At 59.5% G+C, this 21,920-nt stretch carries 22 protein-coding genes, 1 tRNA gene and 1 pseudogene; 5 read left to right on the top strand and 19 right to left on the bottom strand.

Annotation, left to right across the window (positions count from 1 at the left end):
• Positions 1 to 13: 13 nt before the first annotated feature.
• Positions 14 to 1,219, top strand: a complete 1,206-nt coding sequence (locus AB1805_07360; GenBank protein MEW5745234.1) for a class I tRNA ligase family protein — start codon at positions 14 to 16, stop codon at positions 1,217 to 1,219.
• 44 nt (positions 1,220 to 1,263) lie between these two features.
• Here AB1805_07360 and AB1805_07355 read toward each other — a convergent pair whose 3' ends face one another.
• Positions 1,264 to 1,446, bottom strand: coding sequence for a hypothetical protein (locus tag AB1805_07355; protein MEW5745233.1), 183 nt, complete (start codon positions 1,444 to 1,446; stop codon positions 1,264 to 1,266).
• A 201-nt stretch (positions 1,447 to 1,647) separates the two neighbouring features.
• On the opposite strand from AB1805_07355, the gene AB1805_07350 reads away from it, so the two are divergent.
• Positions 1,648 to 1,893, top strand: coding sequence for a GIY-YIG nuclease family protein (locus tag AB1805_07350; protein ID MEW5745232.1), 246 nt, complete (start codon positions 1,648 to 1,650; stop codon positions 1,891 to 1,893).
• A gap of 56 nt (positions 1,894 to 1,949) precedes the next feature.
• Positions 1,950 to 2,022, top strand: a tRNA-Ala gene (locus AB1805_07345).
• 156 nt (positions 2,023 to 2,178) lie between these two features.
• On the opposite strand, the pseudogene AB1805_07340 reads toward AB1805_07345, so the two are convergent.
• The 6 genes and pseudogenes from AB1805_07340 to AB1805_07315 form a co-directional block, all read right to left on the bottom strand.
• Positions 2,179 to 2,532: pseudogene (locus tag AB1805_07340) on the bottom strand (transposase).
• A gap of 341 nt (positions 2,533 to 2,873) precedes the next feature.
• On the bottom strand, positions 2,874 to 3,098 hold the full coding sequence (locus AB1805_07335; GenBank protein MEW5745231.1) for a type II toxin-antitoxin system HicA family toxin: 225 nt from the start codon (positions 3,096 to 3,098) through the stop codon (positions 2,874 to 2,876).
• A complete protein-coding gene (locus AB1805_07330) occupies positions 3,095 to 3,304 on the bottom strand; it encodes a type II toxin-antitoxin system HicB family antitoxin (GenBank protein MEW5745230.1) in 210 nt (69 codons plus the stop codon). The genes AB1805_07335 and AB1805_07330 overlap by 4 nt, the downstream gene beginning before the upstream one ends.
• Positions 3,305 to 3,438: 134 nt before the next feature.
• Positions 3,439 to 3,819: an ArsR family transcriptional regulator gene (locus AB1805_07325; GenBank protein ID MEW5745229.1), complete on the bottom strand. Its 381-nt coding sequence runs from the start codon at positions 3,817 to 3,819 to the stop codon at positions 3,439 to 3,441.
• A complete protein-coding gene (locus tag AB1805_07320) occupies positions 3,809 to 4,021 on the bottom strand; it encodes a DUF6516 family protein (protein ID MEW5745228.1) in 213 nt (70 codons plus the stop codon). Before AB1805_07320 ends, AB1805_07325 begins: the two co-directional genes overlap by 11 nt.
• Positions 4,022 to 4,323: 302 nt before the next feature.
• On the bottom strand, positions 4,324 to 4,560 hold the full coding sequence (locus AB1805_07315) for a hypothetical protein (GenBank protein ID MEW5745227.1): 237 nt from the start codon (positions 4,558 to 4,560) through the stop codon (positions 4,324 to 4,326).
• A gap of 209 nt (positions 4,561 to 4,769) precedes the next feature.
• On the opposite strand from AB1805_07315, the gene AB1805_07310 reads away from it, so the two are divergent.
• A complete protein-coding gene (locus AB1805_07310; protein ID MEW5745226.1) occupies positions 4,770 to 5,174 on the top strand; it encodes an adenylyltransferase/cytidyltransferase family protein in 405 nt (134 codons plus the stop codon).
• Positions 5,175 to 5,251: 77 nt separating this feature from the next.
• Here AB1805_07310 and AB1805_07305 read toward each other — a convergent pair whose 3' ends face one another.
• From AB1805_07305 to AB1805_07295, 3 genes are read right to left on the bottom strand one after another with little or no spacing between them, the layout of a single operon-like run.
• The gene (locus tag AB1805_07305) at positions 5,252 to 6,133 is read right to left on the bottom strand and encodes a hypothetical protein (protein MEW5745225.1); all 882 of its coding nucleotides are present in this window, start codon (positions 6,131 to 6,133) and stop codon (positions 5,252 to 5,254) included.
• Positions 6,134 to 6,150: 17 nt separating this feature from the next.
• Complete coding sequence (locus AB1805_07300) at positions 6,151 to 6,807, bottom strand: prolyl oligopeptidase family serine peptidase (GenBank protein ID MEW5745224.1); 657 nt, start codon at positions 6,805 to 6,807, stop codon at positions 6,151 to 6,153.
• A 24-nt stretch (positions 6,808 to 6,831) separates the two neighbouring features.
• Entirely contained in the window at positions 6,832 to 8,745 is a 1,914-nt protein-coding gene (locus tag AB1805_07295) for a thioredoxin-like domain-containing protein (GenBank protein MEW5745223.1), read from the bottom strand.
• Between the two features lie 265 nt (positions 8,746 to 9,010).
• Here AB1805_07295 and AB1805_07290 point away from each other — a divergent pair, with 265 nt between their 5' ends.
• On the top strand, positions 9,011 to 10,180 hold the full coding sequence (locus tag AB1805_07290) for an aminotransferase class V-fold PLP-dependent enzyme (GenBank protein MEW5745222.1): 1,170 nt from the start codon (positions 9,011 to 9,013) through the stop codon (positions 10,178 to 10,180).
• Positions 10,181 to 10,202: 22 nt separating this feature from the next.
• On the opposite strand, the gene AB1805_07285 is transcribed toward AB1805_07290, so the two are convergent.
• From AB1805_07285 to ppcA, 9 genes are all read right to left on the bottom strand, one after another.
• The gene (locus AB1805_07285; protein MEW5745221.1) at positions 10,203 to 10,448 is read right to left on the bottom strand and encodes a hypothetical protein; all 246 of its coding nucleotides are present in this window, start codon (positions 10,446 to 10,448) and stop codon (positions 10,203 to 10,205) included.
• Positions 10,449 to 10,691: 243 nt separating this feature from the next.
• Positions 10,692 to 10,895, bottom strand: coding sequence for a cold-shock protein (locus AB1805_07280; protein MEW5745220.1), 204 nt, complete (start codon positions 10,893 to 10,895; stop codon positions 10,692 to 10,694).
• A gap of 119 nt (positions 10,896 to 11,014) precedes the next feature.
• A complete protein-coding gene (gene mazG, locus AB1805_07275; GenBank protein MEW5745219.1) occupies positions 11,015 to 11,791 on the bottom strand; it encodes a nucleoside triphosphate pyrophosphohydrolase in 777 nt (258 codons plus the stop codon).
• Positions 11,792 to 11,809: 18 nt separating this feature from the next.
• Positions 11,810 to 12,688, bottom strand: a complete 879-nt coding sequence (locus AB1805_07270) for a phosphoribosylaminoimidazolesuccinocarboxamide synthase (protein ID MEW5745218.1) — start codon at positions 12,686 to 12,688, stop codon at positions 11,810 to 11,812.
• Between the two features lie 64 nt (positions 12,689 to 12,752).
• Positions 12,753 to 15,431: a cation-translocating P-type ATPase gene (locus tag AB1805_07265; protein MEW5745217.1), complete on the bottom strand. Its 2,679-nt coding sequence runs from the start codon at positions 15,429 to 15,431 to the stop codon at positions 12,753 to 12,755.
• Positions 15,432 to 15,442: 11 nt separating this feature from the next.
• Entirely contained in the window at positions 15,443 to 17,326 is a 1,884-nt protein-coding gene (gene ftsH / locus AB1805_07260) for an ATP-dependent zinc metalloprotease FtsH (protein ID MEW5745216.1), read from the bottom strand.
• Positions 17,327 to 17,369: 43 nt separating this feature from the next.
• On the bottom strand, positions 17,370 to 20,009 hold the full coding sequence (locus tag AB1805_07255; GenBank protein MEW5745215.1) for a cation-translocating P-type ATPase: 2,640 nt from the start codon (positions 20,007 to 20,009) through the stop codon (positions 17,370 to 17,372).
• Between the two features lie 67 nt (positions 20,010 to 20,076).
• The gene (locus tag AB1805_07250) at positions 20,077 to 20,376 is read right to left on the bottom strand and encodes a zf-TFIIB domain-containing protein (GenBank protein ID MEW5745214.1); all 300 of its coding nucleotides are present in this window, start codon (positions 20,374 to 20,376) and stop codon (positions 20,077 to 20,079) included.
• A gap of 78 nt (positions 20,377 to 20,454) precedes the next feature.
• Positions 20,455 to 21,915, bottom strand: coding sequence for a phosphoenolpyruvate carboxylase (ppcA, locus tag AB1805_07245; protein ID MEW5745213.1), 1,461 nt, complete (start codon positions 21,913 to 21,915; stop codon positions 20,455 to 20,457).
• Positions 21,916 to 21,920 lie beyond the last annotated feature (5 nt).

Below are 21,920 nucleotides of genomic sequence, written 5' to 3'. Positions count from 1 at the left end.
AAAGAGAGGTCGTATGTTGAAACTTTTCAACACCCTGGGAAGAAGACTCGAGACCTTCCACCCTGTCAGCAAGAAGGTGGTCACCATGTTCACCTGCGGCCCCTCGGTCTACCAGCGGTCGCATATCGGCAATTTCAGGACCTTTCTCTTCGAGGATATCGTCGTGCGCTATCTCGAGTACAAGGGATGCGCCGTGCGGCGGGGCATGAATTTCACCGATGTGGAGGACAAGGCATACAAGGCGGCCCGGGAGAAGAAGACCACCGTGCGCGCCCTTACGGAGAAGAACATCCGCACCTTCTGCAGAGAGATGGAGCAGCTCCGGATAAAGATGCCCGACTACCTCCCCCGCGCCTCGGAGCATGTGGAGAAGGCGGTCGAGATCATTCAAGAGCTCCTCGACCGCGGCAGCGCCTATTGGTATAAGGGAAGCGTCTACTTCGATCCCCTCACCTTCCCCGGCTTCGGCAAGCTCTACGGCCTCGATATGTCCCGATGGCCGAAAAGAAAGCGCCGCTTCCACCGGGATACCTATCCCGGCATGCAGTGGAACCTCGGCGATTTCATTCTCTGGCACGGGACGCCGCACGGCGCCTGGAAGACGGCGATCGGGAGGGGAAGGCCGTCATGGAATATACAGGACCCGAGCATGATCAGCGACTGCTTCGATGAGACGCTCTCGATCTACTGCGGGGGGATCGACAATCTCTTCAGGCACCACGACTACAACCTCGCTATTCTCGAGACGATCAGGCCCTATCCGATGGCGCGCTTCTGGCTCCACGGTCACCATCTTTATGTCGACGGCCATAAGATGTCGAAGAGCAAGGGGAACATCCTTTACACAGAAACGCTTCAGGAGCGGGGATATTCGCTCAGCGAAATACGGTTCTTCCTCATCTATGGCCATTACCGGACGCGGCTGAACTATTCGGACCGGGCCATGGAAGAGGTTGCAAACAGGCTGCGCCGATTCAAGACATACGTAAAGAAGACGGAAAAGCGGGCCGGCCCGAAGCCAGCGGCATGTCCCCTGGTCAACCGGGTCGAGGCCGCCTTCGTGGCGGGAATGGATAACGATCTCAATGTGAAGGAGGCCTTCGACGGCGTTGCCGGGGTGCTCGAGTCAGGCGGAGGCAAGGCGCTCTCTCCCGGTGAAGCGGCATGCATGCTCCAGGCGCTGCAGCGCATCGATGAAGTGCTGAACGTGGTTTATTAAGGAGCCGGTGCAGACGAGCCCGGGAGAGCTGCTGCCGTGCGCGCCTACTTCTCGAGCTCCTTCTTCACCTTCTCGCCCGCCTCCTCGGCGCGCTCCCCGGCCTTCTCCACTCCCTCATCGATCTTCTCTCCGGCGCGCTCTGCCGGACCTTTCTTCTCGCAGGCGGCACCGTTCATGATGAGCATGCCGGCGACGAGCAGGGAAAAGAGCGGCGTATACCGTTGCATGAGGAGCCTCCTTCAGATGGAAAATGGTGCAGAACGGCATCGCAGCGGATGCTACTTTCTTAGTAGCACGGATAGAATCCTTTGTCAACGCTCTGTTGACATCATACCTGGCAAGATGATAATTTATATATCTCGGGGCTGTAGCTCAGCTGGGAGAGCGGTCGTATCGACAGGTCGACGGTTGGCCTCAATCCGTTTCGCATGCCCTACGTTGTATATATTCTCAAGAGCGATGCAACGGGAACCTCGTACGTAGGCCAGACCTCGGATTTGGAGAAGAGACTTGGAGAGCACAATAATGGCAAAAGTCTCTCAACAAGAAATCAACGGCCGTGGCGATTGGTTTATAAAGAAGTGTACCAGACACGCGCTGAAGCAGTGCGGCGGGAAAAGCATTTTAAATCAGTTAAAGGCCGCTTAGAGCTTAAAGCACAAGGGATTTTGTAGTAACTATTTATTGATTTTCGTTCGTTCCGGTGTAAGGTAACAAACTTGGATTGTTCGGGGCTGTAGCTCAGCTGGGAGAGCGCTTGAATGGCATTCAAGAGGTCGACGGTTCGATCCCGTTCAGCTCCACTTATTCCATCCTTCATTTTCAACAATTCACCTCTCTTTAATCTCCTTTACCATCAGCATGTTATGGTATAATTTGGTTCATCGGGTGGATGGAGAGTCTGTGATAGTGTCAAGAATTTTTCGCACTTTTAATGGTGCCCTCAATGTGGCCGTGCCTTAAGCTGCTAACTCCCTGGCCTGCTCATCGAGCCGGTCCACTTTCAGATACTGCTTCAGTCCCCACTTCGTACTGGCGATATGCCTGAGCCGTGCCGCTACGAGCATCAGGGCGGAGTTGCCGTCAGGAAACGATCCGACTACCCGTGTGCGCCGCCTAATTTCTTTCATGATCCGCTCAAGAGAATTATTCATCCGTATCTTCCTCCACTGCTCGCTCGGGAAATGATAATACCGTAATGTCTCCTCTATGCCCTCTTTGACGATCTCCGCTGCCTTGCCCAGCTTCATCGCTTTGAGCTTTTCCACTACTGAAGAGGCTTTCTTCATTGCCTCCTTCTTGTCCTCCTGCGCTTTGTCAATTTGAAATCATATCCGGCGCTTGGCCGAGACTTGCTGAAAGCATCGCGGAAGCTTTACAAAGCACCCGCCACACTAATCGGCGGGTAAAAGGACAAGCCCCGTATTAAATAATTACGGGGCAGGCTCTGGAGGAGCGAGGGCATGTGCTTCCCCTGGCATGAGGTCGAATCGACCGGACCCTTGCCCTTGCCCGTGCCGGAATGTTCCGTGCGGAGTCAAAGGATCATGAAGGCACTCTTTGTAAGGTGCATGACAGGATCACAAGCAAAATGACTGAGCGAGGACTGCGGGTAACCCTCGTAGCTGCGGAGCGGCGGGTGGGATTTACCGTTTTATCGGCTCTTTATCAATTCATTTCTCGTCATTTCAACATCCCTCAGGATCTTTGATAACAGTCCCGGTCCAATACTTTCACCAGAGTGGACCGGCACTACTGTTGCCCTTCCATCAGGGTGCTGCAAAAATACATGGCTTCCCTTTTGTCTGGTAGCAACAAAACCCTTTTTTTTCAATAGGGAGATGAGCTGCTTCCCGGTAAGGGAGGGGTATTGGCTCATACCGCTACTTTCTGAACGCCGACGAGATGTGTCTTAGGAGATTTTCTCCCATACACTTCAAGGCAGAGTTGAATTGCCTCTTTTGTCCGTTCAAGGAGCACGTCAAGAGACTTTGCCTGTGTATGGCATCCTGCAAGCTCAGGGACTTCCGCAATAAAATATCCCTGTTCATCCTGTTCGATAATTACGGTGAATTCTTTTTTCATTGTTATTCACCTCCGTTTCCTTGAATTATAGCTGATCTGCGGTTTTTCAGGCTATCTTCACTTCGAGTCGCTTTATAAAAAGAGTACGGGCACATTTATCAACTAATGCCTTTCTTGCACCGTTGCTGTCTTTCCTAAACCGGTATCTCCAGAAGAATCTTGTCATAATTCACAGAGGGTAGTTTTTTTTCCCTGCCGTTGGCTTTCGCTCTTTCCAACTCGATAAGGCCCAACCCCGCCAGGTAGTGGACATCATCAGAAACGTTCTTAATATTCCGATGCAGCATCTTTGCAAGCTCGTAGATGGATTCCGGGTGTCTCTCTTTAATAACCTTGATGATCCGTATCCTTTCCTCTGTAATAGCCTTTCTCATTGTCTCAAGGTTTTCAAAATAAACGCCCGGTCTCTTTTTTCTCACTTTCTCCCCGCTATCGAGACGCTTCATTACATCCTTTGCCTCGCTAAGCATCGCCTCGACGCTCTTTATCCCTACGGTGACATTCTTAACTCTCATGTTTTCTTGCCCTCCTTACATCTCTGTAAAAGTCCTCAAAAAGCTTGTCAATGCCGCTGAACCTGTGCGGCTCTTCTTTATTGCCATAATGCCGGTGATCGCCCTTGCCCTCGTGGTTGTCATAGCACACAACGCGCTTGCCGTGCCTGATATAAACCAGAGAATATTTATAGCCGTGGGGTGAGCCCTTCACAGCCGGCACAGCCCACCCCTTGATTTCAATAATGCTGCCGTCGGCTTCTTAACCTTGTCGTGCAAAACAAGCTCTGCTCTCATATAGTAGTTCTGCTATACCAGTTATGGGCTAGTCAGTCAATTCTAAAAGGAAGGGTTAAACGTATCCGCGATTTCTTCGATGGACACCGCACATCCTCAGCATAGCGCAGACGTTTCCATCTAAAAACAGCCTGGGTGTGAACTAAACCGTGAAGTGGAAAGGGAAAAGAGGGATAACGCCGTTTAAGATGCTATCCCTCTCGTTTTGAGACTCTCCAATTCTGAATGCTATTCCGGCTCCCTGTTCAGCAGGCTGAGGAAGATGAGGGCGAGGAGCAGCATGCCTGTCTCGAGGGGGAAGGCGGACATCGAGAAGAGGACCAGTCCCAGGAGGGACAGGTGGAGAGCTACGCGTGCGACCTTCCTGAGCATCCTGCGCAGTTTTCGCCTTCTTCTCCTCGACAAGCGAGCGTCGAAGATCGATCCGAAAAGCCACTCCATCCTGAGCCCTGCACCGAGCCGCATCGTCGTCCCCTCCTTTTCGTGCCGGCGCTCCTTTCACAGCGGCATGCTCAGGGCGCGGCGCCTGCTGCCGCAGTCCCCCTCGTTACTGACATTCTACTTACCTTTTAGAGCAAAATATGCCGGTTGTCAACATCTTTTATGCCGACCGATCCTTTGATTGTCAGGCAGTATGCCCTTCTGGTATCATTGAACTCATGGGGAGGGAACTCATGGGGAGAAAGGTTATCTGCGCAGGCACCTTCGACCACTTTCATCCGGGGCACCTCGACTTTCTCAAGCAGGCGAAATCCCTCGGCGATGAGCTGATGGTCATCGTGGCGCGGGATGAGACGGTACGACGGATAAAAGGGTTTCTCCCCTCCCACGACGAGCAGCAGCGGCGCGCCAATGTCGAGTCCGCCCGCATCGCCGACCTCGTCGTTCTCGGGCACCTCGACACCGATCTCTTCGAGATAGTGGACGAGCTCGGGCCCGATGTCATCGCCCTGGGATACGATCAGCGCGTCTCGGAAGAAGAGATCCGCCGGCGGTTTCCCCGGCTCACAGTAGTGCGCCTCGCCTCATTCCATCCGGAACACTTCAAGTCCTCGGTCTATCGCAACAAGCGGACCTGACGGGCGCACCAATAAAAAGGGCGGTCCCTGTGACAGCGGACCGCCCTTTGTGGTGAACGGGCTCTCTTGCCGGAGCCCTAGCGCCTCGCCTCTTCCGTCGGCATCAAGACATCCTTGGGAGTGCCGACGGCGCCCCCCGCCGCTGCTGCTATCGCGCCGAGCACCACCGCGATAAAGGCCCAGATCGCCGCAGTCGAGAGCGCACTCATGGCCTGCTCCGTCACCTGCGCCGCCGTGCCCGGGACCTGCTGCAGGAACTGCTCCGCCTGCTGCCGCTGCTGGATCCAGGTATTCACCGCCTGCTCCGCCTCGCTCCGGTTCATCTGCGTGCGCTGCGCGAGCATGCTGATGACCCGCTCGCGGTCCGCAGGCGTCACGTCCTGTCCCGTGAGGATGCTCTGGAGCGACTCTCTCATCTCGGGGTCCAGTGTCGCTCCTCTCTGGGAGAAGAGCTGCTGCGCCTGGTTAATGATCGTCTGGACCGGATCGCCTTCTCCTCTCGTCGCCTGCTGGGCAACGGCTGCCACCCCGCTGCCCAGGAGCGAGATGCCTCTTCCGAGCACACCCGCCACACCGCTCAACAGCATGCCGATCGCCGTCGTCATCAGGTAGAACGAGAAGAGCGTCACGAGCCCCCAGACGACGACGCCGTGCAGGACGCCGAGCAGCGAGCGGGGATAGCCCGCCATCCTGCTCGCCACCCAGCCGCCGGCAAAGAGCGAGATCAGGGTGCTGATCGCCATCCAGATGCCGGCACCTATCCCTATGCCGCCGAGGGGATTCTGTTCCGTCGCCGGGTTGATGGTCCCCAGCCCTATACCCATGCCCAGCAGGCTGAGCGCCAGGCCGATCACCAGAGCGACTATCGTCCCTGCGAAGATCGCTCCCCAGGATATACGCCTGAAGAATCCCACTTCCGTTGTCCGTGTGCTTGCCGGTTCTCTGTAAACAGTTGCCATTCTGCACCTCCTGGTAGTTACTCGTTACTGAATACGGCCTGTCTCCGGTGCTGCAGCAGCCATGCGTACAGCTCCGGGTTGTTGTACGTTACGGTCCATGCATCATGGCCGGCATCGGGATATACCGTAAACCGCACCGTGCCGCCGCAGCTCCGCAGCGCGTTCACCATCTCCTCCGATTCCGAAAGCGGGACGACCCTGTCCCTGGCCCCGTGGAATGCCCACACCGGCAGGTGCTTGATCCTGCATACCTCGTCGGGGTCGCCTCCCCCGCAGATCGGCGCGAGCGCGGCGAAGCGGTCGGGGTAGTCCATCGCCATGCGCCAGGCGCCGTAGCCTCCCATGCTGATCCCGGTGAGAGAGATGCGGTCGCGGTCGACGCGGTGCTCGGCCTCTACCTCGTCGAGCAGCACGGCCAGCATGTCCGGTATCCAGTACTCGCCCTCAGGGCACTGGGGAGAGACGGCGATGAAGGGAAGGTCCTTCCGCTCCTCGACGACCCTCGGTATCCCGTGGGCCTTTATCCTCTTCAGATCGTTACCCCGTTCAGCCGCGCCGTGGAGAAAAAGGACCAGCGGCCACGGCTCCTCCTGGTCGAGGTAGCGGTTCGGGAGAAAAAGCAGATACCGGTATCCGGCGGTCCGGGTGATGCTCTTCTGTGTGTTCGTATCCATTACGCCTCCCTTCGGCAGCAGCCGCTACGCAGCGGCATCTATGGCAACCTCGACCCGTACCGTACGCGCGCCGCCCTCTTCGACAACGCGCACCGGGACGATGGCGCGGAGATGCTTTATGAAGCAGAGGTATTCTCTGCCGGCCTGGCAGTAGTAGACGATGAGATCTATGGCGCCCTGCACAGCGCCGGGGGAGAAGGCGACAGGCAGGCTGAGCGGAAACACGGGATGAGGGAGGGTCTGGTCCGCGACACCCGGCGCCATGCGCACTGCGCTCCCGTCCTCAAAGCTGCAGCGGAATGAGAACGGCGCCATAGCGCTCAGCTTCAACCCTTCGGGAAAGAGTACGGTGAGCTCGATAGCGCCCGCTCCCGCTGCCACGGTCTGCTCCGGGAGCTCCACCCGCTTTCCCTCGAACGGATCTCGCTTGCGCTGCGGCGGCAGGAGCGCATCCGCATGCTGCAGGCTCATCGTCGAGAGCTCCTGCGCCGCAAGGTCGAAGATACGAATCAGGTGGTTGTTCGTATCGGCGATGTAGAGCTTCCCGTGCGCCTGCGTCAGCCCGTTGGGTTCGTTGAGCTCCGCTGTTCCGGCGGGACCGTCGGTCATTCCCTGCCGTCCGGCGCCGATGACGGTTTCGCAGCGTCTGCTCGCAGGGTCAATCCTCTTTATCTTGTTGTTGTAGGTATCGGCGACATACAGGACCCCCTCATGGGAGAGCACGCCGAGAGGGTGCTGGAGCCGCGCCTCCGTCCCGACGCCGTCCCTGTCACCGAACTCGAAAAGTCCCTCGCCGACGAAGGTCTCGACCATGCCCCCGGCATCGGGGTCGGCTGCGCGAACGGCGCTCGCTTCGCTGTCGGCGAAGTAGAGGCGTCTGCCGTCGGTCGTGATGCCGCTCGGCTGGGCGAGGACTGCTTCGGCAAGGGGGCCATCGATGAGCCCCTCGCGGCCCGAGCCTGCATGGGGGCGCGCCCAGCCGGTTTCGGGGTCGAGCGTCCAGAGCTGGTGCGGACCCGCCATGGCTATATAAAGAATACCGTTGTGAACGACAAGGTCCCAGGGCGAGTTCAGCTCGACAGCCGTACCTTTCCCGCTGACATTGAAACGGCGCGCCTGCCTGCCTGTCCCGGCCAGGGTGACCACCTTTCTCTTCGCGAGGTCCACGGCGCGGACCGCGTGGTTCCCGGTATCGGCCACATAGAGCACCTGCCCGCTCACGGCGATGCCCTGCGGCCTGCTGAACCGGGCATTCTCGCAGCTCCCGTCCGCCAATCCCTCCGTACCATCACCGATAGTGTCGGCAACGCTGTGGTCGGCGAGAGCGACGACGACGATGCGGTTATGGTTCGAATCGGCTATGTAGAGGTGCGTCCCGTCGCTGGCGACCTTGCCGGGAAACGAGAGGAGCGAGCGGGGGGCGCGCTGCTGTTCGGAAACAAAGGAGAGCGGCTGCCGGTCGATCTTCCCGAACATGTCGAACTCCCGGATCATACCCCGTATCACCCTGTCGAAGATATCGAAGATATCCTCTCCGGAATGCTTTCCGACCACTTTTCCCTCGGGGTCGATGAGAATGAAGCTCGGCCAGGCGTTAACCGTATAGGCGTCCCACACTTCGAAGGAGCGGTCGTTCACGACGGGGTGGTCGATCCCGTAGCGGAGGATCGCCTCGCGGATATTGGCGGTCTCCCGCTCGGTGCTGAATTTACCGGAATGCACGCCGATAACCACCAGCTCGCTGCGGTACTTTGCCTCGAGCCGCTTCAAATCCGGGATAACATGAATACAGTTGATGCAGCAATACGTCCAGAAGTCGAGCAGCACGACCTTCCCCTTCAGCTCGCGGAGCGAGAGCGGGTGCTCGGTATTGAGCCATTCCAGTCCTTTGGGGAAATCAGGCGCGTTGACCTTTCCGGCATAGGAAATAACCGGCATTATTTCATCTCCTTCAGGCGCTCTTGACGGGCAGCAGGAAAGAAGGCATCGGTTGTGAGCTTAAGTAGGGATGCTTCCGAAGACCATCGCTGGATGATAACGGCTCGGTACGGGGTAACCCCTGCGCCTTTTACCTATTACATAGCATAGAATCGGGACACACGCAAGAAGAAGGCCCTGCGGGCACTTGCAAGGACCGGAGAGGTTCAGAGGCGAGTCGTTTATGATTGACCGCTCCCGCCGGCGAATCATTTATAATTAAACCATGGGTAACGAACATACCTCCTCTGCTGAGGAACTGCTCGATCGGGAGTTTCAGCTCCGGAGCGGTCTGATCCATCTCAACCACGCCGGGGTCGCCCCATGGCCGACGAGGACAGCCCGGGCCGTTCAACGCTTCGCCGAAGAGAATGTGCGGCAGAGCTCGTGCAACTATGCCGCCGAGTGGCTCGGGGTCGAGGCGGAGCTCCGGGCGAAGGCAGCGCTGCTCATGAACGCCCCCTCTGCGGGAGACATCGCCCTCCTCAAGAATACTTCAGAGGCGCTCTCGGTCGTCGCTTACGGAATAGACTGGAGAGCAGGAGACAACATCGTGAGCAGCGACCAGGAGTTCCCCTCGAACCGCATCGTGTGGGAATCCCTGGCTGCCTGCGGGGTGGAGCTCCGCGAAGCGGACCTCGCGTCCGCCGCAACGCCCGAGGGCGCCCTGTTTGCGCTCGTCGACGGGAGAACGCGCCTCGTCACGATCAGCTCGGTGCAGTTCGGAACCGGCCTCCGCATGGACCTCTCCCGTATCGGCGAGCTCTGCAGAAAGCGCGGGATACTCTTCTGCATCGACGCGATTCAGAGCCTCGGCGCAGCAGCGTTCGATGTCCGGGAGGTGGAGGCGGACTTCGTGATGGCCGACGGTCATAAGTGGATGCTCGGGCCCGAGGGCCTCGCCCTCTTCTACGCGCGTCCCGGTGCGCGCGACCGGCTCCGGCTCACCCAGTACGGCTGGCACATGGTCGATCCGCTCGGCGATTTCGATACGAGGGAGTGGAGCGTGGCGAAGACGGCGCGCCGGTTCGAATGCGGCAGCCCGAACATGCTCGGGATTCACGGGCTCGATGCGAGCCTTTCGCTGCTCCTCGAGACAGGAATGGAGGAGGTGGAGCGGCGGGTAAGCGCACGGGCGGCGCACCTCTTCGACCGTATCCGTTCAGAGGCGGCTTTGGAGCTCGTGACCCCGGGCGAGCCTGGCCGCTCTGCCGGTATCGTGACCTTTCGCCTTCGCGACACCGATCCCGCCCCTCTCTACCGTCATCTGATGCAGCACGATGTCCTCTGCGCCCTCCGCAGCGGCGGCATCCGCCTCTCGCCGCACTTCTATACCCCCTTGGATCAGCTCGATCATGTAATGGCAATGATCGCGGACTATCTCAAGAGGGTATAACAAAAGAAAAAGCCCTCCTGCACTACCTCAATATGGACATCCTCTGTATCTGGTCTCTGCGTATCTCGTACTCCCTCTGATCCATTTTTCCCGCCTTGTAGTCCTCTTCGATCCTCTGTATCTCACGCCGCGCCACGTATTCATAGCCTCCCGCCCCTGCCGCAGCTCCTCCGGCTGCGCCGAGCACGGCGCTTCCGCCTCGCGAGCTGCAGCCGGTCGCCGTAACGAGAGAGGACAACATCATGAGAGCCACGATCAGCTGTTTCATGGGACCTCCTTCCGGGGGGACAACGGTGTGTGGTTTTTACCGGGAGAGAAAAAGAGTGCGTCTAAGAACAACGTAGCACGAAACGACCCGGCTGTCAACAAACGCCCTTCAGCCGGGGGGTGTAATTATAAAGAGGTGGCAAGCATCTCACTCAAGGGGAGAGGCCGGGAAGAGGGCAATAAAAAAGGGCCTTGTGCAGGCCCCGCTATTCGGAATTAGTTCATTATGTATAGTTGTCGGATATTAGACCTTTTCTACATTGATCGCTTTCGGTCCGCGATCTCCTTCGACAATGTCGAACTGGACTTTCTGGCCCTCGGCTAACGTCTTGAATCCATCGCTCTTGATCGCGGAATAATGCACGAATACATCCGCCCCGTTCTCCTGCTGGATAAAGCCGAACCCCTTCGCCTCATTGAACCACTTCACCTTTCCTTCGAACGCCATGACTGCTGAGTCCTCCTTTTTCCCTGTACAAGGGTTACTGAAATTACGAGACAAAGTATCGCAATATTCAGTTATACCATGTACTTACCTCAAATGTCAAAAGGAAAATTATTGATTTATTACCGGTTTTCGGGAGAGGTCTTCGCCTCCTCCCAGAGGGCGTCCATCTCCTCGAGCGTCATATCGGAGAGCGACCGTCCTGCTTCGGCGGCCTTCTTTTCGATGTAGCGGAACCGGGAGGCGAATTTATCGATCGTCTTCTGGAGGGCGCTCTCGGGGCTGACGCCGGCAAAGCGGGAGATATTGACGAGGACAAAGAAGAGATCGCCGAGCTCCTCTTCGATATGCTCCTGTTCCCCGCTCTCGAGGGCCTTCCGGAACTCGTCGAGCTCCTCATCGAGCTTCTCGAGCACCTCCTCGATGCGCTTCCAGTCGAAGCCCACCCGCGCTGCCCGGGATTGAATGCGGTGGGCCTTGAGGAGCGAAGGCAGCGCCTTCGGGATCCCCTCCAGTATGGATTCCCGGTTCTTTCCCTCCTCTTTCTTGCGGTCTTCCCACTGCTTCAGCACCTCTTCGGCGGTCCCGAACTGAGCGTCGCCGAAGACGTGGGGGTGCCGGCCGATCATCTTGCGGCTGATCGCATCGATGACATCGTCCATCGTAAAGTCGCCGCGCTCCTTCGCAAGCTGAGCGTGGAAGACGATCTGGAAGAGCAGGTCGCCGAGCTCTTCCTTTATTTTCGAAGGGGCGCCCTCGTCGATCGCCTCGATCACCTCATAGGTCTCCTCGACCAGAAAAGGCTTCAGTGACTCCCGCGTCTGCTCCCTGTCCCAGGGGCAGCCGTCCTCGGAACGGAGCGCCGCCATGATATCGATGAGTTTCTGGAAATCGTTCATCGTTTCAGCTCTTGCGCGCTATCTCGTCAATATCTCCACGATCTCTCGGTAGCGGGCTGCGGTCTTCTGTACGATCTCATCGGGAAGGACCGGCCCTGGATAAGTCTTGTTCCAGTCGAGGGTGAGGAGATAATCGCGGACGATCTGCTTGTCGAAGCTGTCCTGCCCCTTGCCGGGCCGGTACTCCTTGATCGACCAGAACCGCGACGAGTCGGGGGTAAGGAGCTCATCGATCAGGATCAGCCTGTTCTCGTAGAGCCCGAACTCCATCTTCGTGTCGGCGATGATGATTCCCTTCTTCTCCGCGATCTCCCTGCCCCTCTTGTACACCGCGAGGCTCACCTCCTTGAGCCGTTCGGCAAGGGCGGGATCGACGATCTTCTTCATCTCATCGAAGCTGATATTGATATCGTGACCCTCTTCCGCCTTCGTGCTCGGCGTAAAGATCGGCTCATCGAGCCGGGACGATTCGACGAGGCCGCCGGGGAGCGCGATCCCGCAGACGGTCCCCTTTTCCTTGTACTCTTTCCATCCCGACCCCGAGAGATAGCCGCGGACGATGCACTCGACCGGCAGGGGCTGCGCCTTCTTCACCAGCATGCTCCTGCCTTCGAGCACCGCCCCGTACTTATGGAGCACCGCGGGATAGTCCTTCACCTCCGTGGCAACGATATGGTTTTCGATAACGCTCTTCATCTGATCGAACCAATAGAGGGATATACGGGTCAGCATCGCCCCTTTATCGGGAATCCCGTTGGGCAGCACCACATCGAAGGCCGAAACCCTGTCGGTGGCGATGATGAGGAGATAGTTGTCCACCTCGTAGACATCCCTCACCTTGCCGCGCCTGACCAGTTTGACATCGTTGAAATCGGTCTTCATCACTACGTCAGCCATAAACGCCTCCTCGCTGCGATTTTCAGTACTGCATATGATTTCATGGATATAAGCCACTATTCTATCATAACCGGCTGGAGGGGACCGTACGCCGCCGTATCCACTTCTCGATCTCGACGGCGAAGAAGACCACCGAGGAGAGGGCGAGGATCAGGAGCAGCTCCGGGCCGGACAGCGGGACCGTCCTGAATACGGGATTGAGGAACGGCACATAGATGACCGCCATCTGGAGCAGAAACGTGACGAGCACCGCTCCCAGCATTGCCCTGATCTTCCCCGGAGGCATCCTGAAGAACGACTGCTGCTCCGAGGTGAGGGCGAGTGCGGCGCCGAGCTCGGCCAGGCAGATGAAGGTGAAGACCATGGTCTGCCACTTTCCCTGGAAGCCGCCGTTCATCGTACCCGCCTGGAGCACGATCCCGATGCCTGCCAGGAGGAAGCCGGTCCAGAGAATGCTCACCAGCATCCGCATATCGATGATCCCGGCCTTGGGGTCCCGGGGCGGCCTGCCCATTACATTCGGTTCGGCAGGTCCTGCGGCAAAGGCGAGGCTCGGCAGGCCGTCGGTAATGAGATTGAGCCAGAGCATATGGATCGGCAGGAGCGGCAGGGGCAGCCCGAAGAGGGGGGCGAAAAAGATGAGCATGACCTCGCCCGAATTGGTCGAGAGGATATAGCGGATCATCTTCGCGATCCCGTCGAAGATTCTTCTGCCTTCCTTGACGGCCTTGACGATGGTGGCGAAGTTATCGTCCAGAAGGACCATATGGGCCGCCTGCTTCGCTACATCGGTGCCGGTAATCCCCATGGCAATCCCGATATCCGCACGCTTCAGCGCAGGAGCGTCATTCACCCCGTCTCCCGTCATCGCCACGAACTGTCCCCTGTCCTGCAGCGCCCGGATGATCTTCAGCTTCTGCTCGGGCGCTACCCGCGCATACACCCGGATATGCTCCACCCGCTCCTCGAACTCCTCCAGCGGCAGCTTCTCCAGCTCCCGCCCCGTCGTGATCGATCTGCCCTCCTCACGCTCCAGGATGCCCAGCCGCTGCGCTATGGCACGGGCCGTCAGCGGATGGTCTCCCGTGATCATGACCGGCTTTATCCCCGCGCTCTTGCACAACGAGACCGCCTCCTTCGCCTCCTCCCGCGGCGGGTCCATCATCCCCACCAGCCCGATGATCGTCAGGCCCGTCTCGACCGCCTCGGGGGTCAGCTCCTGAGGTACCGCCTCCCACCGCCTCATCCCGATGCATAAGACCCGCAACCCCTCTGCCGCCATCCGCTCAGCGGTCTTCAGCAGCGCCCGCCTGTCGAGCTCCCTCACTCCTTCGGCAGTCAGCTCGTCCGCTGCCTTCTCCACGAGCGACTCCACTGCTCCCTTGGTGAAGGAGACGAATCCCCCTTTCCCTGCTGCGGGAAAATCGGGAGGCACGCTATGAAACGTGGTCATCGCCTTCCGGTCGGAATCGAACGGCAGCTCGGCAACACGGGGGAGCTCCTTTTCGACCGATGCCTTCTCGAAGCCTTTCTCCTGTGCAATGCTGTAGAGGGCCACCTCGGTAGGGTCTCCCAGGATATCCCCTTCCGCTCCCTGCTGCGCATCATTGCTCAGCGCAAGGGCCGTGAGCATCAGCTTCCGGGCGCCTGTTCCTTCCGCGCTCAATTCTTCCGCTCCCACCACCCTGCCCTCGACATAGAGCTCCTCGACGGTCATGCGGTTCAGGGTCAGGGTGCCGGTCTTGTCCGAGCAGATGTAGGTAACCGACCCCAGGGTCTCGACCGCAGGGAGCTTCCGCACCAGGGCGTTCTGCCGCACCATCTTCTTTGCGCCCAGCGCAAGCGATATCGTCACCACCGCCGGCAGCGCCTCCGGGATCGCCGCGACAACGAGCGTAAGGGCGGTCATGAACATCAGGGTTATCGACTCGCCTCGCATCACGCCCACGAAAAAGAGGAGCACGCAGACCGCGATGACCGCTACCGCCAGCTTCTGGCCGAATGCAGCGAGCCGCTTCTGGAGCGGGGTCTTCATCCCCTCGTCGGTATGGAGGAGCGAGGCGATCCTGCCGAGCTCCGTCTCCATGCCGGTGGCGACGACCACGCCGCTCCCTCTTCCATAGGAGACCATCGTCCCGTTGTAGACCATGTTCTTGCGGTCGCCGAGCGGAAGCGACTCGTCGTGCAGGGCGCGGGTATGCTTCTCGACGGGCACGGACTCGCCGGTGAGGGCAGCCTCTTCGATCCGCAGCTGCGCCGCCTCGATCAAACGCATGTCGGCGGGCACGATCTTTCCCGCCTCGAGCAGCACGATGTCGCCCGGCACCAGCTCCGCTGCAGGGACATTCACCGGAGCGCCGTCCCGCACCGTCAGCGCCACGGGGGCGGCCATCTTCTTGAGCGCCTCCATCGCCTTTTCCGCCCGGTACTCCTGGACGAAGCCGATGACCGCGTTCAGGATGATGATGAGCAGGATGGCGATGGTGTCGGTGAGGTCGCCGATGATGCCCGAGATAACGGCGGCGGCGATAAGGATAAGGATCATGAAGTCCGTGAACTGGCCGAGGAACATCACCGCCGGGCTCCGGCGCTTGCCTTCCCGCAGCTCGTTGCGTCCGTACTCGGCAAGGCGGGCTGCCGCCTCTGCGGACGGCAGTCCGTCCGGCCCGGACTTCAATTCCTCGAGAGAATGCTCGGCCGTCCGCTGATGCCAGGACAGGCGCTCAGATATGCTTTGATTCAAGATGCTCCTCCCTATACCGCTTTCTTAAACGAATGCCCGGGGTCCTGCTCCAGCAGCCGTTTGAGCTCGTCTCCGTCGATAACCTCTTTTTCGAGGAGCAATGCGGCGATTGATTTCAGTTTTTCGATCCGTTCCGACAGAAGTCCCTTGGCCTTGGCATAGGCGTCCACCAGCAGCGTCTTCACTTCGCTGTCGATCCGCTGCGCCGTCTCCTCGCTGTACTCTTTGTGCGGAGCGCCCCACTGCGGCTCGAGAAAGAGCGAGCGGCTCCTCTCGAAGGAGACGGGGCCGAGCTTCTCGCTCATGCCGTAGGCCCGCACCATGCTCCGGGCCATCTCGGTCGCCTTCTCGAGGTCGTTCCGGGCCCCCGTCGAGGCCTCGCCGAAGATCAGCTCTTCCGCTGCCTTGCCTCCCAGCATTACCGCCATCCGGTCGAGGAGCTCCGACGCGGTCAGCAGGTAGCGGTCCTCGGTCGGCAGCTGCAGGGTATAGCCGAGCGCCGCGATCCCCCGCGGGATGATCGAGACCCGCCGCACCGGGTCCGCATTGGGCAGCACGCTCGCGACGATCGCGTGGCCGCATTCGTGGTACGCCACCCGCTCCTTCTCCCTCTTGCTCATCACCCTGCTCTTCTTTTCGAGGCCTGCGACGACCCGCTCGATCGCCTCCTCGAAGTCGGCCATTTCGACGATGTCCTTGCTCTTCCGCACCGCGAGAAGCGCCGCCTCGTTCACGATATTGGCGATGTCGGCGCCGACCATGCCGGGGGTCATCGATGCGAGCACATGGATATCGACATTCCCGGAGAGCTTGATCTTCTTGACATGGACGGCGAAGATCTCCTCGCGCCCTTTTATATCGGGACGGTCCACCAGCACATGCCGGTCGAACCTCCCCGGCCTGAGCAGCGCCTGGTCGAGGATCTCGGGACGGTTCGTGGCCGCCATGATGATCACGCCCTTGCGCGTATCAAACCCGTCCATTTCGGTGAGGAGCTGGGTCAGCGTCTGTTCCTTCTCGTCCACGCCCGAAACAGGGCTGAGCGTCCGGGCCTTGCCGAGGGCGTCGATCTCATCGATGAAGATGATGCAGGGCGCAAGCTTCTCGGCCTGGCTGAAGAGGTCGCGCACCCGCGCGGCTCCGACGCCGACGAACATCTCGACGAAGTCCGAGCCGCTCAGGCTGAGGAATGGCACCTTCGCCTCGCCTGCCACGGCGCGCGCCAGCAAGGTCTTGCCGGTCCCGGGAGGGCCGACGAGCAGGATGCCCTTCGGTATCTTGCCGCCGAGCCCCTGGAACTTCTGGGGGTTCTTCAGGAACTCGATCACCTCTTTCAGCTCCTCCTCAGCCTCCTCCACGCCCGCCACATCGTCGAACGTGACCTTGGTCTCGCCCTCCACATACACCTTCGCCTTGCTCTTCCCCACGGCCATGAGCCCTCCCCCGCCGCCCGGGGCTCCCATCCGCCTGAAGAGCAGTCCCCAGATCGCGACAAAAAAGACGACCGGAAGAATCCAGGAGAGGAGGTTGACGAGCCACGTCGCTTCACGCCGCGCCGCGTAGCGGATGCCCTTGGCAGTGAGCTCCCGAACCAGATCGGAGTCATCCATCCTGACCACCGTAAAGACGCCGGTCTTTTTCAGCTGTTCAGCTGCTGCACTATCCTTTTCGTTCCTGAGCGCGATGAGGCGCTCCTGCGCACCGGCGGCGAACGTCCCTTCGATCATATCCTGGGCTATGGTGAGGTCGTTCACGAGCCCCTCTGCGAGAAGGATCTTGAACTCGCTATAGCTAAGGGGGGCAACCTTTCCAGAAAAAAAATAATTCTGCAGTGAAAGGAGCACGGCTATCGCGATAATGAAATAGATCACGCTGAACCGCATCTTCTTTTCCATGGCAACGCTTCCTCCTCAAACGGTCAGGCGGGGGCAAGGAGTATCACTCACCGCTCCGCCGCTTCAGCCACTTCTCGATCTCGACGCCGATGAAGACCACCCCGGAGAGGGCAAGCGTGATCAGCAGCTCACGGAGAGAGAGGGGCTGTGTTTTGAAAATCGGATTCAGGAAGGGGGCATATATGGTCGCCATCTGCAGGACAAAGGTCAACAGGAAGGCGCCGAAAAGAGGCTTGTTCGAGAAAAGCCCCTGCCTGAAAAGGGATTCTCTTTCAGAGCGTATTGCAAGAACGTGTCCCATCTGGTTAAGACAGAGGACGGTGAAGACCATCGTCTGCCAGTTGGCGATGCCGGCCTGGATAGCCCATGCCTGTGTGAATATGGACGCTGCCCCCATCAGCAGTCCGACCCATAGGATATGGGTCCCGAGGCCGTGGGCGAAGATGCTCTCCCGGGGATGGCGGGGGTTCCGCTGCATGATCTTGCGTTCCGCCGGCTCGGCGGTCAGGGCGAGCCCCGGCAGGCCGTCGGTCACCAGGTTTATCCAGAGGATATGGATCGGGAGCAGCGGGATGGGGAGCCCGAAGAAGGGAGCCAGAAAGATCGTCCATATCTCGCCCGAATTGCTCGTCATGGTGTATCGTATGAATTTGCGGATATTGTCGAAGATTCTTCTGCCTTCCTTGACGGCCTTGACGATGGTGGCGAAGTTGTCGTCCAAAAGGACCATATGGGCCGCCTGCTTCGCTACATCGGTGCCGGTAATCCCCATGGCAATCCCGATATCCGCACGCTTCAGCGCAGGAGCGTCATTCACCCCGTCTCCCGTCATCGCCACGAACTGTCCCCTGTCCTGCAGCGCCCGGATGATCTTCAGCTTCTGCTCGGGCGCTACCCGCGCATACACCCGGATATGCTCCACCCGCTCCTCGAACTCCTCCAGCGGCAGCTTCTCCAGCTCCCGCCCCGTCGTGATCGATCTGCCCTCCTCACGCTCCAGGATGCCCAGCCGCTGCGCTATGGCACGGGCCGTCAGCGGATGGTCTCCCGTGATCATGACCGGCTTTATCCCCGCGCTCTTGCACAACGAGACCGCCTCCTTCGCCTCCTCCCGCGGCGGGTCCATCATCCCCACCAGCCCGATGATCGTCAGGCCCGTCTCGACCGCCTCGGGGGTCAGCTCCTGAGGTACCGCCTCCCACCGCCTCATCCCGATGCATAAGACCCGCAACCCCTCTGCCGCCATCCGCTCAGCGGTCTTCAGCAGCGCCCGCCTGTCGAGCTCCCTCACTCCTTCGGCAGTCAGCTCGTCCGCTGCCTTCTCCACGAGCGACTCCACTGCTCCCTTGGTGAAGGAGACGAATCCCCCTTTCCCTGCTGCGGGAAAATCGGGAGGCACGCTATGAAACGTGGTCATCGCCTTCCGGTCGGAATCGAACGGCAGCTCGGCAACACGGGGGAGCTCCTTTTCGACCGATGCCTTCTCGAAGCCTTTCTCCTGTGCAATGCTGTAGAGGGCCACCTCGGTAGGGTCTCCCAGGATATCCCCTTCCGCTCCCTGCTGCGCATCATTGCTCAGCGCAAGGGCCGTGAGCATCAGCTTCCGGGCGCCTGTTCCTTCCGCGCTCAATTCTTCCGCTCCCACCACCCTGCCCTCGACGTAGAGCTCCTCGACGGTCATGCGGTTCAGGGTCAGGGTGCCGGTCTTGTCCGAGCAGATGTAGGTGACCGACCCCAGGGTCTCGACCGCAGGGAGCTTCCGCACCAGGGCGTTCTGCCGCACCATCTTCTTTGCGCCCAGCGCAAGCGATATCGTCACCACCGCCGGCAGCGCCTCCGGGATCGCCGCGACGGCGAGCGAGATCGCGGTAAGGAGCATATGGAGTGCCGGCTCACCCCTGAGGAGGCCGACAATAAAGACGACTGCACAGATGGCGATGACCGCTACCGCCAGCTTCTGGCCGAATGCAGCGAGCCGCTTCTGGAGCGGGGTCTTCACCTCCTCTTCTTCCTGGATCATGCCGGCGACTCTCCCGAGCTCCGTCTCCATGCCGGTGGCGACGACCACACCGCTCCCTCTTCCGTAGGAGACCATCGTCCCGTTGTAGACCATGTTCTTGCGGTCGCCGAGCGGAAGCGACTCGTCATACAATGCACAGGTATGCTTGTCGACCGGCACGGACTCGCCGGTGAGGGCAGCCTCTTCGATCCGCAGCTGCGCCGCCTCGACCAAACGCATGTCGGCGGGCACGATCTTTCCCGCTTCGAGCAGCACGATGTCGCCCGGCACCAGCTCCGCTGCAGGGACATCGGTCGGCACACCTCCCCTGATCACCGTCGCCGTGGGAGCCGCCAGCTTCCTGAGCGCGGCTATCGCCTTTTCGGCCCGGTACTCCTGGACGAAGCCGATGATCGCATTGAGGACAATAATGACGATGATGGCGATGGTATCGGAAGGCTCGCCGATGATGCCCGAGACCAGCGCAGCAGCGATGAGGACCATGATCATGAAGTCCCTGAACTGGTCGAGGAACATCATGAAGGGCGTCCTGCGCTTCTTCTCTCTGAGCTCGTTCCGTCCGTACTCGGCAAGGCGCCGCTGCGCCTCCTCAGGGGAGAGCCCCTGAGGAGAGCAGCGCAGTCCTCCGATGGTATCCTCGATGTTTTTCTGATGCCAACGCATGAATGCTTCCTTATCGCCAAAGCAGAGGCTATGGTGCAGCAGGACTCCTCATCGATCTTCGCCCCGCCTACTTCTTGAACACGCTGAAGAGCTTGTCGAGGCCGCCTTTCTCGAGCCGCGATACGGCCTCGAGCTCTCCGGCATCGAGCCATATCCCTTCGCACTCCGAGCACTTATCGACCTTTATGGCCTTGTAGTCGATCTCTATCAGCTCCATGCCGCACTTGGGGCAGCGCATGAGATGGAGCTCTTTGAGCCGCTTCTTCTCCTCTTCGGCGAGCCGCTCATGCTTCTCCTCCTCGATCTTCCGTAACCTCTCATACTCCTTCCGCGCTACATACTCCTCTTCTCTCTCGCTTGGCTTCATGGCGTATTCCTCCTTTTCCCGTTCTGCAGCCTGGTTTTCACTCTCCTCGAACAGCCAGCACGCCCCGCCGCGATGCGGCTATCCCAGGAACTTTCTTATGTGCGCCGCCTCTACGAGCATCCCCTGGATATTCGCACGGTCGTTCTCCCTGAGCGCCCGTATGAGCCGCGACGTCACCTCCCTGTACTCGGGGAGTACGCGGTATTCCCCCCAGTCGAGCCGGAGCGACCTCCTCACCTCATCCGGAAGCAGGGCGAGCACCTCCTCGTTGAAAAAGGACATCGCGGTCTTCATATCGAACATGAAATTCACATGCATATCCTTCATGCAGGCGATGTCCTCGCAGGTAAGGACATTCAGCCCGAGGAGCTCCGGCGGCAAACCGATGGAGTAGCAGGCCGCACAGAAGCTGATGACCCTCGGCAGCGAAGTCGCGCCGACGCTCCGGGCATACCCGAAAAGGCCGACATGGAGCTTCCGCATCCGCCGCCTCGGAACGAACCCCGCCAGGTGATTGATGAGCGGGGCGAGATGCTCTATCAGCCGCCGGTACTCCGCCGACACCTTTTCGATGATCTCGATGCACTTCCCCTCGTCAAGGTCATAGCCCCGCGTCATCTGCGTCTTCCTGAGGGTCTCGATTGCGGTGATGACCGACGAGACCGGATAGTCGTACTTGAACGCCGACTGAATGGTGAAGGTCTGGACATCGGGATATTCTTCGAGCATCATGTCGACCGTATCAGGGGTGAGATGCCCCCTGAACGGCGCGGAGCCGGCACCGAGTATGGGATAGAGGGCAACGCCCGTCTCCTCGGAGAGCCTCCGCAGCCGCTGGAGCGCGATCTTGTTGCAGAGGATCGCGCTCACCATGCCGTAGTTCATGGCCGGATCGGACCGGGCGATAAAGACCCGCTGGTGCTTGATATCCTTCCCCTTCAGATAAGCGCCCATGATGCGGTGGGCCTCGAGCATATGGACCTTGTCCTCGAAGAGCGGGATCACGTTGACCGTCTCGGGCTTGAACTCGCCGATCCACTCGGCGATGGGGATGTCGCCGGGATAGAAGGGCTTATGCTCCTTCCCGACGACAAAGTCCTTGTAGTAATAATACACCCTGTTCAGGCTCTCGGGGGACATGGTCATCGGGAGGATCACTTCGAAGATGGACGGGATATCCTGCCCGTAGAACAGCCGCGCCGCATCGCACGAGCGGGGTATGCTCTCGAGCGTCTCGATGAGCACTTTCGCTTCCTGCCGTTCCACGTCGGGATTGGGGACCCGCAGCGTGAGGAAGACATCCTCCCCCAGCCGCCTCTGTTTGAAGAAATGCTCGTATTTGGTGAAGAGCTTCCGGACCACGAAGTCGTCGACTTCCTTGCCCTCGCAATCCCACATCTGCTCATCGATCCCGAGATGCGAATAGGCGTAATACGCCTCCTGTATCTCGTCGTCGCCCGACATGTCCTGGCTCTCCGCGAAAAAGGGCAGGATGACATTGTCGGGATGCTGCGTCGACATCACCCGCGGAATCTTCACGCTCT

Source organism: Nitrospirota bacterium (assembly GCA_040752355.1).
Lineage (GTDB): Bacteria > Nitrospirota > Thermodesulfovibrionia > Thermodesulfovibrionales > Dissulfurispiraceae > JBFMCP01.
The sequence above is the reverse complement of the archived record's forward strand: the minus strand, read 5'-3'. Positions and strand labels throughout refer to the sequence as shown.

Coding starts and splice junctions, on each gene's coding strand:
- AB1805_07360 (MEW5745234.1), top strand. CDS start 14: ATGTTGAAACTTTTCAACACCCTGGGAAGAAGACTCGAGACCTTCCAC.
- AB1805_07355 (MEW5745233.1), bottom strand. CDS start 1,446: ATGCAACGGTATACGCCGCTCTTTTCCCTGCTCGTCGCCGGCATGCTC.
- AB1805_07350 (MEW5745232.1), top strand. CDS start 1,648: ATGCCCTACGTTGTATATATTCTCAAGAGCGATGCAACGGGAACCTCG.
- AB1805_07335 (MEW5745231.1), bottom strand. CDS start 3,098: ATGAGCCAATACCCCTCCCTTACCGGGAAGCAGCTCATCTCCCTATTG.
- AB1805_07330 (MEW5745230.1), bottom strand. CDS start 3,304: ATGAAAAAAGAATTCACCGTAATTATCGAACAGGATGAACAGGGATAT.
- AB1805_07325 (MEW5745229.1), bottom strand. CDS start 3,819: ATGAGAGTTAAGAATGTCACCGTAGGGATAAAGAGCGTCGAGGCGATG.
- AB1805_07315 (MEW5745227.1), bottom strand. CDS start 4,560: ATGCGGCTCGGTGCAGGGCTCAGGATGGAGTGGCTTTTCGGATCGATC.
- AB1805_07310 (MEW5745226.1), top strand. CDS start 4,770: ATGGGGAGAAAGGTTATCTGCGCAGGCACCTTCGACCACTTTCATCCG.
- AB1805_07305 (MEW5745225.1), bottom strand. CDS start 6,133: ATGGCAACTGTTTACAGAGAACCGGCAAGCACACGGACAACGGAAGTG.
- AB1805_07300 (MEW5745224.1), bottom strand. CDS start 6,807: ATGGATACGAACACACAGAAGAGCATCACCCGGACCGCCGGATACCGG.
- AB1805_07295 (MEW5745223.1), bottom strand. CDS start 8,745: ATGCCGGTTATTTCCTATGCCGGAAAGGTCAACGCGCCTGATTTCCCC.
- AB1805_07290 (MEW5745222.1), top strand. CDS start 9,011: ATGGGTAACGAACATACCTCCTCTGCTGAGGAACTGCTCGATCGGGAG.
- AB1805_07285 (MEW5745221.1), bottom strand. CDS start 10,448: ATGAAACAGCTGATCGTGGCTCTCATGATGTTGTCCTCTCTCGTTACG.
- AB1805_07280 (MEW5745220.1), bottom strand. CDS start 10,895: ATGGCGTTCGAAGGAAAGGTGAAGTGGTTCAATGAGGCGAAGGGGTTC.
- mazG (MEW5745219.1), bottom strand. CDS start 11,791: ATGAACGATTTCCAGAAACTCATCGATATCATGGCGGCGCTCCGTTCC.
- AB1805_07270 (MEW5745218.1), bottom strand. CDS start 12,688: ATGGCTGACGTAGTGATGAAGACCGATTTCAACGATGTCAAACTGGTC.
- ftsH (MEW5745216.1), bottom strand. CDS start 17,326: ATGGAAAAGAAGATGCGGTTCAGCGTGATCTATTTCATTATCGCGATA.
- AB1805_07255 (MEW5745215.1), bottom strand. CDS start 20,009: ATGCGTTGGCATCAGAAAAACATCGAGGATACCATCGGAGGACTGCGC.
- AB1805_07250 (MEW5745214.1), bottom strand. CDS start 20,376: ATGAAGCCAAGCGAGAGAGAAGAGGAGTATGTAGCGCGGAAGGAGTAT.